Origin of the sequence: Bradyrhizobium sp. Leo170 (assembly GCF_004296405.1) — a bacterium.
Classification (GTDB): domain Bacteria; phylum Pseudomonadota; class Alphaproteobacteria; order Rhizobiales; family Xanthobacteraceae; genus Bradyrhizobium.
Window position 1 is genome coordinate 1 of sequence record NZ_PSRR01000199.1, and the last position, 15,812, is coordinate 15,812.

10 protein-coding genes and 1 pseudogene are annotated in these 15,812 nt (G+C 64.6%); 3 read left to right on the forward strand and 8 right to left on the reverse strand.

Annotated elements, in window-relative coordinates; all coding sequences use genetic code 11:
- The first annotated feature begins 510 nt into the window (after nt 1-510).
- A complete protein-coding gene (locus CWO89_RS27660; RefSeq protein WP_130581775.1) occupies nt 511-1,332 on the forward strand; it encodes a helix-turn-helix transcriptional regulator in 822 nt (273 codons plus the stop codon).
- Between the two features lie 9 nt (nt 1,333-1,341).
- On the opposite strand, the gene CWO89_RS27665 is transcribed toward CWO89_RS27660, so the two are convergent.
- From CWO89_RS27665 to CWO89_RS27675, 3 genes are all read right to left on the reverse strand, one after another.
- Complete coding sequence (locus CWO89_RS27665; RefSeq protein ID WP_130581776.1) at nt 1,342-1,785, reverse strand: hypothetical protein; 444 nt, start codon at nt 1,783-1,785, stop codon at nt 1,342-1,344.
- A 180-nt stretch (nt 1,786-1,965) separates the two neighbouring features.
- Entirely contained in the window at nt 1,966-5,484 is a 3,519-nt protein-coding gene (gene mfd / locus CWO89_RS27670) for a transcription-repair coupling factor (protein WP_130581777.1), read from the reverse strand.
- A complete protein-coding gene (locus CWO89_RS27675; RefSeq protein ID WP_130581778.1) occupies nt 5,481-5,765 on the reverse strand; it encodes an FAD assembly factor SdhE in 285 nt (94 codons plus the stop codon). Before CWO89_RS27675 ends, mfd begins: the two co-directional genes overlap by 4 nt.
- Nucleotides 5,766-5,926: 161 nt before the next feature.
- On the opposite strand from CWO89_RS27675, the gene recG reads away from it, so the two are divergent.
- The gene (gene recG, locus CWO89_RS27680; RefSeq protein ID WP_130581779.1) at nt 5,927-8,035 is read left to right on the forward strand and encodes an ATP-dependent DNA helicase RecG; all 2,109 of its coding nucleotides are present in this window, start codon (nt 5,927-5,929) and stop codon (nt 8,033-8,035) included.
- 224 nt (nt 8,036-8,259) lie between these two features.
- Here the strand turns inward: recG and CWO89_RS27685 are convergent, their stop codons facing one another.
- The 5 genes from CWO89_RS27685 to glmU form a co-directional block, all read right to left on the reverse strand.
- Nucleotides 8,260-9,117, reverse strand: a complete 858-nt coding sequence (locus tag CWO89_RS27685) for an NAD(P)-dependent oxidoreductase (RefSeq protein ID WP_130581780.1) — start codon at nt 9,115-9,117, stop codon at nt 8,260-8,262.
- An 86-nt stretch (nt 9,118-9,203) separates the two neighbouring features.
- Nucleotides 9,204-10,352, reverse strand: coding sequence for a hypothetical protein (locus tag CWO89_RS27690; RefSeq protein WP_130581781.1), 1,149 nt, complete (start codon nt 10,350-10,352; stop codon nt 9,204-9,206).
- A 245-nt stretch (nt 10,353-10,597) separates the two neighbouring features.
- Nucleotides 10,598-11,380 carry a DUF502 domain-containing protein gene (locus CWO89_RS27695; RefSeq protein ID WP_130581782.1) on the reverse strand — a complete coding sequence of 261 codons (783 nt, stop codon included), beginning with the start codon at nt 11,378-11,380 and terminating at the stop codon, nt 10,598-10,600.
- Nucleotides 11,381-11,472: 92 nt separating this feature from the next.
- Nucleotides 11,473-13,299: a glutamine--fructose-6-phosphate transaminase (isomerizing) gene (gene glmS / locus CWO89_RS27700; RefSeq protein WP_130581783.1), complete on the reverse strand. Its 1,827-nt coding sequence runs from the start codon at nt 13,297-13,299 to the stop codon at nt 11,473-11,475.
- Nucleotides 13,300-13,702: 403 nt separating this feature from the next.
- A complete protein-coding gene (gene glmU / locus CWO89_RS27705) occupies nt 13,703-15,061 on the reverse strand; it encodes a bifunctional UDP-N-acetylglucosamine diphosphorylase/glucosamine-1-phosphate N-acetyltransferase GlmU (RefSeq protein ID WP_130581784.1) in 1,359 nt (452 codons plus the stop codon).
- 169 nt (nt 15,062-15,230) lie between these two features.
- Between glmU and CWO89_RS27710 the strand changes: the two are divergent.
- Nucleotides 15,231-15,773, forward strand: a pseudogene (locus CWO89_RS27710) (hypothetical protein); the annotation flags it as partial.
- Nucleotides 15,774-15,812: the final 39 nt, after the last annotated feature.

Sequence of the window (15,812 nt, forward strand, 5' to 3'; positions counted from 1 at the left end):
CGCGCGAATCAGCACGTACGCTATCGCCCGGATTCCCGGTGTAACCAGCGCCGCCACCCCCAGGGGTCCAGCCGAACCCGGCGCCGCCCTGACCTCCGTCAGCCCACGCCGCCATGGTGAAGCCGACAACCACACAAAAAGCGGTGGAACCGACGCGCATGACGCGCCGAACGTGCCGGCGATGACAATCGTGGCCCCGCGACTGGCGGTCCGAACATTTCCACGTCATTGCAGCCCCCACGACCCACTACCAATTTTCCGCGCACGTCTCTGTTGTCGCGAAACCACCCGCACGATTTCTGATCACATCAATCTGTGACGCACGCGGATGCGTTGCGAACAGTCTTAGATGAACCACGATCTGACCACTACCCGAAGGGGTATACAGGCGTCGCTGTGAGCGATAAGGAAAACGAGCGAGGCTTTGCTGCAACAGATCGGGTTCCCGATTGCTGCAAACTGCGCGCAAAATAGATTCAATCTCAACCAGAAACTGCAACGCAGAATCCCATGGACAACAGGGACAATAATCTCGACGCCGAGATCATCCATCTTTACGAGTCGGAACCCGATCTTCACGCACTACCCCGCCTGCTGTTCACGAGCATCGGCAGACTGATCGACGCGGAAGTTGTGAGCTTCTCCGAGTTCCATCACGCGAGTCAGGATTTTCGCGCGTTGGTTTCGGTCGAAGACGATCCTGAAAAGCGTGCGCGCGCGATGCAGGCCTTTGTCCGTCACCGGCACTCGCATCCGTTCTGGCAATATGATCCCGCCTTCTACGGCGAGCGTGCGCTGCGCGAGTCGGATTTTTTCACCGATGAAGAGTACGTCGAACTCCCGATGGCTAGGGAAGCGTTCCTGCCGTCAGGCGCCCGTCGCATGATGGCGATCGTGCTGCAGCATGCCGACTATGTGGTCACGATCGTCGGCCATCGTGTGTTGGATCGCCCGCCCTTCAGCGATTTGGATCGCGACCGTCTCGAAGCGTTCCGTCCGCACATTCTACGAAGCTATCGGCAGGCTCAGGAGCGCACTCTCGCCAAGCTCACTCCGGCCGATCGGCTGCGGCTGGCCTTCCCCGCGCTCACGCCGCGCCAGATCGAGGTGGCGTCGTGGATTGCGCTGGGCAAGACGAACGATGAGATCGCCAGCATCCTCGATATCGGCGTCGATGCGATCAAGGCGCACGTCAAGGCGATCAACAGCAAGATCGACTCGGACAGCCGCCGTGCGGCCATCGTCATCGCCCACACCACACCGCCTTTCGCCGATCTGCCGCCGCTCTGGAAGCTCGATCTCGACGCGTGGGGTGGCCAGGCGCAGCCGTGAGCTTCTTCGTCAGTAGCAGCGCGTGATGTTGACGGTCTGCTCTCCGCCGCCACGGCCGGGGACGGTCACGCTCTCGGAGGGACAGCTCGACACATAGGGTCGATCGGAAGGTACGACCATCGGCGGATAGCGATGGGCCCAATCCCAGGGGACGTCATAGGTGTAAGTGTTGCGGAAGTCGCCCGAGACCGATTGCGATTGCGGAATGCCGGCGAAGCCTTCGCTCGCCGCTGGCGCATCGAAATAGCCGGCTGTGCCCGGCCAGAAGCCGCCGACAAAGCCTCTCCGGTGCGGCCGGAACGATGGGCCGACGTGCCCACGTGCAACCGACGGTGCCGAAGCAACCCCTCCGCGCGCCGCCCCTCCTGACCTTGCGGATGCATCATTCGCAGCGAACAGAAGCGCTGCTGCGCCAACAGACGCGATCAACGCGCCACAGACTCGATTGCTCATGGTACGCACCAACTCGCCGGTTACGGAGCCGCACTCGGCGCACGCTAGGCCATGCGCTTTCGTGCCGCCAACGCATACTTAACTGGTAGTTAAGCAGTAATATTAACAGCGCGCCATTGTCTCAAAACATCGGGATCGGCAGCGCGTGCGCGACCGGCATCCCAGAACAGGAAGGCAAGCTTACGCCGCCTTCTTGTTCTCGGCGAGATTGGCAAGTTGCCGCAGGATTTCCGTTGTCCCTGCAAGCCGTTCTTCCGGAGTCTTCCATTCCTGGAAGAACACGACCTTCATGTCGGGCCGCACCTTCGCGGCCTGGCCATGCTGGCGGATGAAGGCGACCAGGCGGTCGGGCTGGGCAAAGGCATTATCGCGGAACGCGATCACCGCGCCCTTCGGACCGGCATCGACCTTCTCGACATTGGCTGTGCGGCAATAGGCCTTGATGGTGGCGACCTTGAACAAATAGCGCACCTCGTCCGGCAGCACGCCAAAGCGGTCGCGCATCTCGGCTGCGAAATTGTCGATCTCCTCCTCGCTGTCGAGATCGGCGAGCCGCCGGTACAGCGACAGCCGCACCGAAAGATCGTTGACGTAATCCTCCGGAATAAGCACGGGCATGCCGATCGTGATCTGCGGCGACCAGCGGTCGGCGGCAGGCTCGGCCACGCCGGCCTTGAGATTGACGATCGCCTCCTCCAGCATCGATTGATAGAGCTCGAAGCCGACTTCCTTGATGTGACCGGACTGCTCCTCGCCCAGAAGATTGCCGGCGCCGCGGATGTCGAGGTCGTGGGAGGCGAGCTGGAAGCCCGCGCCCAGCGTTTCCAGCGACTGCAGCACCTTCAGCCGCCGCTCGGCCTGCGGCGTGATCTTCTGCTGCGCCGGCAGCGTGAACAGCGCGTAGGCGCGCAGCTTCGAGCGCCCGACCCGGCCGCGGAGCTGGTAGAGCTGGGCGAGACCGAACATGTCGGCACGGTGCACGATCAGCGTGTTGGCGTTGGGGATATCGAGCCCGGATTCCACGATCGTGGTCGATAGCAGGATGTCGTACTTGCCGTCGTAGAACGCGGACATGATGTCCTCGATCACGGTCGGCGGCATCTGGCCGTGCGCCACCGCGACCTTCATCTCCGGCACGTTCTTGTCGAGGAAGTCTTTCACACCAGCGAGATCCTCGATGCGCGGCACCACATAGAACGCCTGCCCGCCGCGATAGCGCTCGCGCAAGAGCGCCTCGCGGATCATCAAGGGATCATGCGGCGCGACGAAGGTGCGCACCGCGAGCCGGTCGACCGGGGGCGAGGCAATGATCGAGAGCTCGCGCACGCCGGTCAGCGCAAGCTGAAGCGTGCGCGGGATCGGCGTCGCGGACAGCGTCAGCACATGCACCTGGGCCCGCAACTGTTTCAGCCGCTCCTTGTGGCCAACGCCGAAATGCTGCTCCTCGTCGACGATGAGCAGGCCGAGATCCTTGAACTTGATTGATTTGCCGAGCAGCGCATGGGTGCCGACGACGACATCGACGCTGCCATCGGTGAGCCCCTTCTTGACCTGCGTCAATTCCTTCGCTGCGATCAGCCGCGAGGCCTGCGCGACATTGACCGGGAAGCCACGGAAGCGCTCGGCAAAGGTCTTGCTGTGCTGGCGCGCCAAGAGCGTGGTCGGCACCACGACCGCAACCTGCTTGCCGTCGAGCGCGACCGCAAACGCTGCGCGCAGCGCCACTTCGGTCTTGCCGAAGCCGACGTCGCCGCAGATCAGCCGGTCCATCGGATGGCCGCTCTCGAGGTCCTTCAGCGTCGAGTTGATCGCGCCAAGCTGGTCCTCGGTCTCGTCATAGGGGAAGCGCGCGCAGAACTCGTCATAGACATGCGGCTGCACCGGCATCTTCGGCGCTTCGTGCAGCATGCGCTCGGCCGCGATCTTGATCAGCTCGCCCGCAATCTCGCGGATGCGGTTTTTGAGCTTCGCTTTGCGCGCCTGCCAGCCGATGCCGCCGAGGCGATCGAGTTCGACATTGGCGCCGTCGGAGCCGTAACGCGACAGCAGCTCGATATTCTCGACCGGCAGGAACAGTTTTGTCTCCGCCGCATAATGCAATTCGAGACAGTCATGCGGTGCGCCCCCGACCTCCAGCGTCTGCAGGCCGACGAAGCGGCCGATGCCGTGCTCGACATGGACGACGAGATCGCCGGCCGCGAGACTCGTGACCTCCGAGATGAAATTGTCGAGCTTGCGATGCGCCTTGCGCGGCCGCACCAGGCGGTCGCCCAGGATGTCCTGCTCGCTGATGACGGCGACGTCGTCAGTCTCGAAGCCGCTTTCCATGCCGAGCACGGCGAGCATCGCCTCGTTACGCGGCGTCGCCTGCACCATGCGCCAGGTGTTGACGTTGGTGACATTGTGGAGCTTGTGGTCCTGCAGCATCGAGCCCATGCGGTCGCGCGAGCCCTCGCTCCACAACGCGATCACCACTTTCTTGCGCTGCGCCTGCAGGGCCTGCACGTGGGCGGCGACGGCCTGGAACACGTTGACGGACGTGTCGGCGCGTTCCGGCGCGAAGTTGCGGCCCTGCCGCGCGCCGGCGTCGAACACCTCCGTGCTGCCCTCAGGGACAGCGAACGGCGTCAGCCGCGCCAGCGCGCCGTCGTTCAGGCGCTGCGTCCATTCCGCCTCGGTCAGATAGAGCTGGTCCGGCGGCAAGGGCTTGTAGATCGCGCCGCCACCGGGATGCTCCATCGCCTCACGCCGCGCGTCATAGTAATCGACAATCTGCTTGAAACGCTCGCGCGCGGCGTCCTCGCCCTGCGGCTCGATCGCAACAGGCGCGCCGTCGAGATAGTCGAGCAGCGTGTCCATCCGCTCCTGGAACAGCGGCAGCCAGTGCTCCATGCCGGGATGGCGACGCCCCTCGGTGACGGCTTCATAAAGCGCATCGTCGCGCTCCGGTGCGCCGAAAGCGGCGACATAGCCCATGCGGAAGCGGCGGATGGTCTCCGTGGTGAGCTGGAATTCCGAGACCGGAACGAGATCGAGCCCGCGCATGTCCAGGAGCGTACGCTGCGTCTCGGCATCGAAGCTGCGGATCGACTCCAGCGAATCGCCGAAGAAGTCGAACCGCACCGGCTGGTCGAGCCCGGCCGGAAACAGATCGAGGATGCCGCCGCGCACGGCATATTCGCCGGGCTCCCGCACGGTGGAGGACCGCGTATAGCCGTTGTGTTCGAGCCAGGCGACGATCGAGTCCATCGGTACGACATTGCCCGGCGCGACCGACAGCGCCTGCGCCGCCACCACCTCGCGCGCCGGCACTCGCTGCACGATGGCGTTCACGGTGGTCAGCACGATCAGCGGATTGTCGCTGCCGGCGAGCCGCGACAATCGCGCCAGCGTGGTCAGGCGCTGCGCCAGGACGCCACCATGCGGCGAGACGCGGTCATAGGGCTGGCAGTCCCAGGCCGGGAACTGCATCACGCCAAGATCGGGCGCGAAGAATTCCAGGGCGCGGGCGAGCTGCTGCATCCGCGGCCCGTCGCGGCACACCACGGCAAGGCTGACGGCCGGACGCTTCGGCTTCGCCGCGATCGCGCGCGCCAGATCGGCGATAACCAGCCCCTCGGCACCCTCGGCGACATTGGCAAAGGTCACCGCGCGCCCGGGGGCCAGCAGTGCGGCGGGTGATTTGGCTTGTGGCTTCATACGTCCTGTTCCACCGCGCGAAACGCCTTGATGCGGGCAAACAGCGCGCCTGCCCCTTCAAGCGGCCTGTCGCCGATCAGCGCAGCATAGAGATCGGGATCGGGCACCTCGAGCAGGTGCTCCAGTTCGGACAGCTCAGTGTCCGAGAGATTGCCGATTTCGGCGTCCGCGAAGCGGCCGAGGACGAGGTCCATCTCGCGGGTGCCACGATGCCAGCAGCGAAACAATAGCCGCTTGCGGCGGTTGTCGAGACCGTCGCTCGACCGTGTCGTTCCCGTCATGTCGCCAAAATCCATCCAAACGCCAAAAGCCCGGACGTGCCGGGCGGGGCTGATATAGCGGCTGAGGAGACCAATGTCAGCCCTTCTTGTTCCCCGATTTATCAACTGTTGCGTCATCGCCGGGCTTGACGGAACGCGGCCGGCTGATGACGGATGCTGCCATGCGCCCTGCTCTGCTCAATCCCCTGTTTGCGCCGGTCACGAGCCTGTCAGGCGTCGGACCGAAGCAGGACAAGCTGCTCCGCTATCTGCTCGACCGCAGCGAGACGCCGCGGCTGGTCGATCTGTTGCTGCATCTGCCCGCAAGCGTGATCGACCGCCGCGCGCGGCCGAAGATCCGCGACGCGGTTCCGGGCACGGTGGTGACGCTCGAGGTCACGATCGACCGCCATCGCCCGGCCCCGCCGCGCAACTCGCGCGCTCCCTATCTCGTCTATGCCAGCGACGACACCGGCGATGTGGTGCTCACCTTCTTCCGCGCCCAGCCGGGCTATGTCGAAAAGCTGCTTCCCGTCGGCGCCAAGCGCTATGTCTCCGGCACCTTGCAGATGTACGACGGCATCCCCCAGATCGTGCATCCCGACCGCGTCGTCGACGAAGAAGGCTTTGCAAAACTCTCCGGCATCGATCCGGTCTATCCGCTGACCGAGGGGCTCGCGCTCGGCTCGCTCCGCCGCGCCATCGCGCAGGCGTTGCAGAAACTCCCCTCATTGCCGGAGTGGATCAGCCCCGAGGTGCTGCGCCGCTGCAGCTTTCCGCCGATCGCGGAAGCGCTGCAACGTGTCCATGTCCCGGTCGAGCTCACCGACATCCTGCCTGACGGCCCGTTCTGGTCCCGCCTTGCCTTCGACGAGCTGCTCGCCGGGCAATTGGCGCTGGCGCTGATCCGCACCCAGCTCCGCCGCCCCGCTGGCGACCGCAATGCCGGCGACGGCCATCTGCGCAACAAGATCATCGACGCGCTGCCTTATGCACTGACTGCTTCGCAGCGCTCCGCAATGGCGGCGATCGCGGAAGATCTGCGCCAGCCGGTGCGCATGCTGCGCCTGCTGCAGGGCGACGTCGGCTCCGGCAAGACGGTGGTGGCGCTGCTTGCGGCCGCGGCCGTCGCCGAGGTCGGCAAGCAGGCCGCGCTGATGGCGCCGACCGAAATCCTGGCGCGCCAGCACATCAAGACCATCGCCCCGCTCGCCGAACGCGCCGGCCTTCGTGTCGCGATCCTCACCGGCCGCGAGAAGGGCAAGGAGCGACGCGAGCTGCTGGCCCGGCTCGAGGCCGGCGAGATCGATCTTTTGGTCGGCACGCATGCGCTGATCCAGGACGACGTGATCTTCAAGTCGCTGGCGCTTGCGATCGTCGATGAGCAGCATCGCTTCGGCGTGCGCGAGCGGCTGGCGCTGACATCGAAAGGCGAAGCCGTCGACGTGCTGGTGCTGAGCGCCACGCCGATCCCGCGCACGCTGGTGCTCACTTATTTCGGCGACATGGACATCTCCGAATTGCGCGAGAAACCGGCCGGTCGCCAGCCAATCGATACCCGCGCGGTGCCGGCAAGCCGCATCAGCGACGTGATCGACGCCGTCGGCCGCGCGCTGAAGGCAGGCAAGCTGGTCTACTGGATCTGCCCGCTGGTAGATGAATCCGAGGCCGAAGGCACCGAACACCTGACCAACGCGACCAAGCGGTTCGAGAGCCTGCAGAAGCGTTTCGGCGACGGTGTCGGCCTCGTCCATGGCCAGATGAAAGGCGCGGAAAAGGACGCCGTGATGGCGCAGTTCGCCGCGCATGAGATCACGCTCCTGGTCGCCACCACCGTGGTCGAGGTCGGCGTCGACGTGCCGGCGGCGACTATCATGGTGATCGAGAACGCCGAACGTTTTGGGCTTGCGCAATTGCATCAACTGCGCGGCCGGATCGGGCGCGGCTCGGAAGCGTCAGCCTGCCTGCTGCTCTACCAGGAGCCGCTCGGGGAGATCGCAAAAGCGCGGCTGAAAGTGATCCGCGAAACCACCGACGGCTTCCGCATCGCCGAGGAAGACCTGAAGCTGCGCGGCGAAGGCGACGTGCTCGGCATCCGCCAGAGCGGCCTGCCCGGCTACCGCATCGCGCGGCCCGAGGTGCACGGCCAGCTCATCGCACAGGCCCGCGACGAAGCACTGCGCATCATGAAAGATAATCCAAAGCTGAAAGGCGAGCGCGGCGAAGCCTTGCGCTGCCTGCTCTATCTATTCGAACGCGACGAAGCGATCCCGCTGATCGGCGCGGGCTAATTCGTCATTGCGAGCAGCGAATCAATCCATTGCCATCGCAAACTCGGAGAGAATGGATTGCTTCGTCGCTATCGCTGCTCGCAACGACGGTGTTTGTGGCAAGCCGAACCGCAGAACTTAGTCTCCCTCATTGCGAGCGCAGCGAAGCAATCCACCGTCACCGCACGTGCGGAGGCAATGGATTGCTTCGTCGCTTCGCTCCTCGCAATGACGGTGGTGGCGCCTTACGCCTTCTTCACGTTGCAGCTCTCGGCAAACGCTCGGAGCTTCGCAACGTCCGTACCCTCGCCGTTGGCATCGGCCGCGATATGCTCGAACAGCCTGGCGAATCCCTCATAGACGAGATTGGCTGGATGATCCGGGCCGAGGAAAGCCGCGATCTCGCGCATCTCGGCGACCCAGCGATACGCCTTTGGCACCATGTCCGGCAGCGCGACGCCAAGCCGCGCCAGGATTTGCGGCTGGCTCAGCGCCAGTTCGTCGCGCAAGGCAGTGGCGGCGCCCGCGCGCGTGGCCGCCAGCACCATGGCGGCGCCGACCGCCGTCAGCCCCTTGTTGATGCCGGCATAGGACATCTTGAGCGCGGAAGCCGCGCCGACCGGCCCTTCGACGATGCGCAAGTCGAGGCCGAACTGCTTGAGCACGGCGAGGTCCTGCGCATGCTCGCCCGAGACATAGAATGCTGGTCCGACTGAGCCTGGTTTCGGCGGCAAGCCGATGACCGCGCCATCGACGAAGCGCGCGCCGGAAGCAGCGATGATTTCGCCAACCTTCTGCACCGTCTCGACATTGACGGCATTGCAATCGACGACGACAGGTCTCGTTCGGAATTTCACGATACTGGCGGCCAACTGCTCGGCCAGCGCAATCGCTTCCCCCGGCGGAACGATGGAGAGGATGATATCGGCTGCGGCGATATCGGCGTCGGCGGCCGCCACCATGCCGCTGGCCGCTGCGCGCTTGGCACTCGCTTCGCTCCGGCCGTGTAGCGAGGTCAGGACGCGGGCGCCATGTTCGGCCAAGCGCTGCGCCACTGCGCTGCCCATGGCACCCGGCGCAAGGATCGCGATCGTATTGGACATGAGAGGTCCTCGAGAGTTCCGAGAGACCGTATTTGTAGAACGATCCGGCGGCAAACGCGAGTTCGCCTCACCTTCAAAACACGGCGTTAGATTCCTTGCGTGCGCGGCGGTGGCTTGCGGGCGGCGCCCGGCAGCGGCATCGGGATCACCCGCAGCTGTGGCGGTTCGGATGATTGGGGACCAGACTTGCCGAGCGCCTCGCTCACGCAACGATTGTCATTCATCTTGTCCGCCTCCAGCATACAGGCCGGAAGCATAGTGGTGCGCGTCGTAAGCTTGCGGTCGAGCACCGAGGCGATATAGCCGCGCGGCTCACCAGCCTTGAACGCAAGCCCCATCCACTGGACCTGCGCGCCCTTGGTGCTCGTCAGGCTGGCCATGCGATCGGCGCCGAGCGCGTAGTCCATGGTGATGCTCGGCTCACCCTTGCGGTCCGCAAGGAACAGCAGCGGCCGTGTCGCGCATCCCGTCGCAGGCCTGAGGAAGAGCACGAACAGTCCGAGCTCGTTGCCGCCTTCGACCGAGGCGAGAAAGAAATCCTTGGCATTGTCGAAGGTGCGGAAGACGCGATTGTCGAGCTTCAGCGTCGCCTTGCCGGTCTGCTTGTTGTGGAAGGTTTCGACCTTGTGATCGGCGGCCGAGCCGGAACCGGTCGGCAGTCCGAGCTCGCCCGAACCGAACGCCTCCGCCACCAGCGACTGCAGGCAGTTCAACTGATCGACGCGCGTGAACAGGCAGGACGGCGCCTTGATCTCCTGGCTTTCGAGCTTGTTCGCGATAACGTATGCAATCCGTGCGGTCGGCCGGTCGTTGCGATAGGCAACGGCAGCCCAGAGCGCCCATCCCTTGCGCGTCGTCAACTGAATCTCGACCAGGTCGTTGCATGCGGCGAAGTCGGACAGGATCTGGTTCTTGCCGGAATCGCCGGTCAACATCGCGTGGACGATGACATTGGAGCCGCATCCCGATCTCGTCTTGAGGTGGAGCATGTAAAGCACCGAACCATCGAGGTCGTAGGTGTTGATCTTGCCGATCTCGGCAACGTCCTCCTTCGCAAGGATCTCGCGGTCGTCGAGCTCGATGGTCGCCTGACGCGTCATGTCGTTGATGAAGGTCACGAGACGGTGGCCCTTGAAGAAGGCGTCGCCGGTCTTTCGCTTCATATCATCAGCGCTTGCGGTCCGGATCGCCATCGAGGCGAGCAGCAACATCACCCCGGCGAGAACAACCAGCATCGTCCGCAATGAGCGACAGGCAAAACGCCATCCACAATCCTGCATCGAGATCGCACCCGACGCCCGGCAAGAAAACCCGGGCTTTCAAGAATAAATTGTCGGTGCAATCCGGGCCGCCGAACAGGCGGTATCCGGTTGACACCGGAATGGCTCGCGCTCCCCTGCGCAGCAAGCAGTTCCTGTCACAGGCTAACACGGCGAATCCGCTGCAGCGTGACGATCAAGTGACAGCAATCGCTGCGAGATTATTCTACCTTCGCAGGCGCGGGCTTCGGCTGCAGCGCGGAGGCGGAGTTGGCGATGCGGGCGGCGTTGGCCACACCGGCGAGCGCGGCCATGCGCTTTGCATCGCCGTTGCCCGGCTGCACGACGCCGGCGGACATGATCAATGTCGCGGCGTCCTCGGCGCTCAGCTCGACCTCGATGATCTTGCTCTTCGGCACGTAGAAGAAAAATCCGGTGGTCGGGTTCGGCGAGCATGGCAGGAACACCGAGATGTGCTCCTCCTCGCCCGGCAGGCTCGCGGCGATGTTCGCGCTCGGCGACTGCGAGATCAGGACGATCGACCACATGCCCGGCGAGGGAAATTCGACCAGGCCGACGCGGCGGAAGCTGGATCCGTTGCCCGAGAACAGCGTCTCGAACACCTGCTTGAGGCCGCGATAGATCGCGCGCACCGCCGGAATCCGCCCGAGCAGCCGCTCGCCGAGATCGACCAGCGTCCGCCCGATCAGGTTCGCGGTGAGGAAGCCGAGCAGCGTCAGCGCGATCACCGCGACGACCAGTCCGGAACCGGGCACGCCGAATGGCAGGTAGGTTTCAGGACGATAGGCCGAAGGCACAAACGGTCGGACCAGGCCGTCGACCCAGGTCACGAACCACCAGGTGAGATAGAGGGTGATCGCCACCGGTCCCGTGACGATCAGCCCGGTCAGGAAATAGTTTCGAAAGCGGGCCATCAGGCCGCGCGGGCCGTCTGGCGAGGGGTGTTCCGGGGGCGGGATCGGAGACGGATTCTCGGGGTTCATTATGGTTCCAGGTCGCAAGGCGCAGCCAGAATCTCCCAGCTAAGCCATCCTAGCAGGTTTTTGAAGGGCCAACGTAATCCGGGCGGTTGCGGCTATTCGACCGTGACTGACTTCGCGAGATTGCGGGGCTGGTCGACGTCCGTGCCCATGACGACAGCGGTATGATAGGCGAGGAGTTGCACCGGAACGGCATAGACTATCGGCGTAAAGGCGGCCGCCATGTCCGGTAGCACGATCGTGACCAGGGAATCGACGGTCGCCTCCGCCGCCCCCTTGGCGTCGGTCATCAGGATGATGTTGCCGCCGCGGGCTGCCACTTCCTGCATGTTGGAGACGGTCTTCTCGAACACCTTGTCGAAAGGCGCGATCACCACGACCGGCATGTTCTCGTCGATCAGCGCGATCGGCCCGTGCTTGAGCTCGCCAGCGGCATAGCCCTCGGCGTGGATGTAGGAGATTTCCTTCAGCTTCAGCGCGCCCTCGAGCGCGAGCGGATAGCTGGTGCCGCGTCCGAGATAGAGCACATCGCGCGACTTGGAGATCTCGCGCGCGAGCTTCTCGATCTGCGGCTCCGTGGTGAGCGCCGCCGCGATCAATCGGGGAACCTCGACGAGGCCGTGCACGAGCCTGGCCTCGTCCGCGTCAGACAGTTCGCCGCGCGCCTTGCCGGCGGCGACCGCGAGCGATGCCAGCACCATGAGCTGGCAGGTGAAGGCCTTGGTTGAGGCGACGCCGATCTCGGGGCCGGCCAGCGTCTGCAACACGGTCTCGCTCTCGCGCGCGATCGTCGAGGTCGGCACGTTCACCACCGAAACCGTATGCGCGCCCTGCTCTTTCGCGTAACGCAACGCGGCCAGCGTGTCGGCAGTCTCGCCGGATTGCGAGATGAAGATCGCAAGATCGCCTTTCCGCAAAGGCGCCTCGCGGTAGCGGAATTCGGACGCGATATCGATCTCGACCGGCAGACGCGAGAACCGCTCCAGCCAATATTTCCCGACATAGCCAGCATAATTCGCGGTGCCGCAGGCGGTGATCGAGACGCGCTGGATATCTTTGAAATCGAAGGGCAGCTTGACCGGCAATGTGACCCGCTCGGTCGCCATGTCGATATAGCGGGCCAGCGTGTGGCCGACCACTTCCGGCTGCTCGTGGATCTCCTTGGCCATGAAGTGGCGGTAGTTCGCCTTGTCGACCAGGAACGCCGATGCGCCTGACTTCAGCACCTCGCGGTTGGCGACCGCGCCGTGCTCGTCATAGATCACGCCGACTTCACGTGACAGCACCACCCAGTCGCCGTCCTCGAGATAGCTGATCGTATCGGTAAACGGCGCCAGCGCGATCGCGTCCGATCCCAGATACATTTCGCCGTCGCCATGCCCGACCGCGAGCGGCGAGCCCTTGCGGGCACCGATCAGGAGGTCATTGTGGCCGTTGAACAGGAACGCCAGCGCGAACGCGCCGCGGAGCTGCGGCAGCGACGCCTTCACCGCCTCCTGCGGCGAACAGCCCTTCAGGAGGTAGGAGTTGACGAGATGGGCGACGACCTCGGTGTCGGTTTCGCTGGAGAATTTCGCGCCCTGCTTCTCGAGTTCCTGGCGCAATTCGCGAAAATTCTCGATGATGCCGTTGTGGACGACAGCGACATTGTCCGTCGCATGCGGATGCGCATTGCCCTCGGTCGGCCGGCCATGCGTCGCCCAGCGCGTATGCCCGATGCCGGTGTGGCCATCGAGCGGCTCGGCGCGCAACCGCGCTTCCAGGTTCTTCAATTTTCCTTCCGCGCGCCGCCGCACCAGATGGTCGCCCTCCAACGTGGCGACGCCAGCGGAATCGTAGCCGCGGTATTCGAGTCGCTTGAGCGAATCGACCAGTTGCTCCGCAACCGGTGTCCGTCCGAGAATGCCGATAATGCCGCACATGCGGATCAAAATCCCCAAATCGCCGAAAATTTGCCAAACCGACGACACGCTCCCTTAACGGGAAACGCGGGCACCAACAAACTCAATAATTATTGCGGATTGAGACAGTGTTAAAGGGAAGATTAACGGGTGAGTTAAGGACATATCCAACCTGCCCCTCCCGTTCGCCGCCGTCATTCCGGGGCGTCCGAAGGACGAGCCCGGAATCCATCAGGCCACAGGCGCAAGCGGAGAAATGGATTCCGGGCTCGCGCTACGCGCGCCCCGGAATGACAGCGTCGTCCTGACGAAGGACGGGACGACATCGTAAGGATGGGTGGAGCGCAGCGAAACCCATCACTCGCGCGGCTTGCTCCATCGCGATGGGTTTCGCTGCGCTCTACCCATCCTACTGACTACGGCGTCAGCTTCCCTTCGCGGCCTTCGCTTTCATCTTGATCTCGCGATAGCGCGCGGCGCCGCCTTCGCGGACGGATTGCGGGCTGCGTTCGACAGCCATCGCATCGTCGGGCACGTCCCTGGTGATGACGGAGCCCGAGCCGATATAGGCGCCGGCGCCGATCTTCACGGGCGCGACCAGCGAGGAATTGGTGCCGATGAAGGCGCCCTTGCCGATCAGAGTCTTGTGCTTGAGGAAGCCGTCATAATTGCAGGTGATGGTGCCGGCACCGAGATTGGAATTGGCGCCGACATGGGCGTCGCCGACATAGGAGAGATGGTTGACCTTGACGCCCTCCTCCAGGATTGCGGCCTTGGTCTCCACGAAATTGCCGATCCGCGAGCCGTCGCCGAGCGAGGTGCCGGGCCGCAGCCGCGCATAAGGACCGATCGAGACCTTCTTGCCGATCGTGGCCTCGACGATATGCGAGAAGGAGTGGATCACCGCGCCGTCGCCGATGGTCACGCCGGGGCCGATCACCACGAAGGGCTCGATGGTGACGTCACGGCCGAATTTGGTGTCGGCGGCGAGATAGACGGTCTCCGGCGCGATCAGCGTCACGCCGGCTTCCATCGCCGCCTTGCGCAATCGCGCCTGCAGCACCGCTTCGGCTTCCGCAAGCTGCGCCTTGGTGTTGATGCCGCGCACTTCGTCTTCGCTGGTCTCGATCACGACGGCCTCCAATCCTTGCCTGCGCACGATGGCGACGGCATCGGTCAGGTAATATTCGCCCTTGGCGTTGGCATTGCCGATCTCATCGAGGATGCCGAGCGCCTTGCGCCCGTCGAACGCCATCACGCCGGCATTGCACAGCGTGATCTTGCGCTCCTCGGCGCTGGCGTCGGCCTGTTCGCGGATCGCAACGAGCTTGCCGTTCTCGACCACCAGCCGTCCGTAGCCGGTGGGATCGGCGGCGCGGAAGCCGAGGACCGCGAGCGCGGCGCCATTCTTCAGCGGCGCACGCAGTCGCTCGAAGGTTTCCGCCGAGATCAGCGGCGTGTCGCCAAAGGCGATCAGGAGATCGTCGGCTCCATCAGCGATCGCCTCGCGCGCCGCCAGCACCGCATGGGCGGTGCCGAGCCGCTCGCGCTGCACGAAGGTGCTGGCATCAGAACGGATCCGCCGCGTTTCATCCGCGACCGCTTCATGGTCCGGCCCGACCACCACCGCCAGCGAAGCGCCTTCGCCATTCGGCGCGGCACGCAACACATGGGACAGCAGCGACTGGCCGGCGACGGGATGCAGGACCTTCGGCAGCGAGGATCGCATCCGCGTGCCCTCGCCGGCCGCGAGCACCACCGTCAGGCTGGATCGAGCAGTCATCAAGAGCCCTCAAATACCGTGCGCCGATCGCGCCAAGCCGTCTTAATTGGTTTCCCCGGTAGAAGAAACCTATCCGCCTCCCGTGACAGCCCGGATTCAGGTTCCCCGCGCATTTCCTGTTAATCTTTGCGGCGTGATTCGGCGGGCCTTGAGGAGGGCCAAAGGGGTTTTGGCCAAAGATCCTGACAATCTGGCAGGCGATCTCGGCGCGGAAAGCACCGGCGGTTTGTTCACAGGCCTGCTTGCCGAGGAAGACGAATTCGACCGCCGCACGCTGTGGCGCCTCGGCTCCTGGGGTTTTGCCGCGGTCGGCGCGGTCACGCTCGCGGTCCTCGCCAACCAGTCCTCGCTCGGGTGGCGGCGCGACCAGGTTGCCGGCGCCGAGGTGGCGCGGCAGACGCAGCAGATCCAGATGCTCACGAAGGAGAGCCAGAACGAAGCGCGGCGGCTTGCGTCCGCGATCGAGACGCTCAACTCCGACCGCGACCGGCTCTACGCCCGCGTCACCGTGCTTGAGCAAGGACTGGATTCGGTTACCGGCGCGATCACAAAGCAGAGCACGGCGGCCGCGCCACAGCCCGCCCCCTCGCCATATCCAGCGTGGGTGCAAGAGCCGGCAGCGCAGCCTGCCTCGGCCCCCGCCCCGGTCGTGGCCCCAGTCGCGGCAACGACACCCGCTCCAGCCGCGCCCGAGAAACCGGCCGCCGAAAAGCCCCCGGTGCTGGCTTAGGACAAGCCGCCGGCCGCTGCG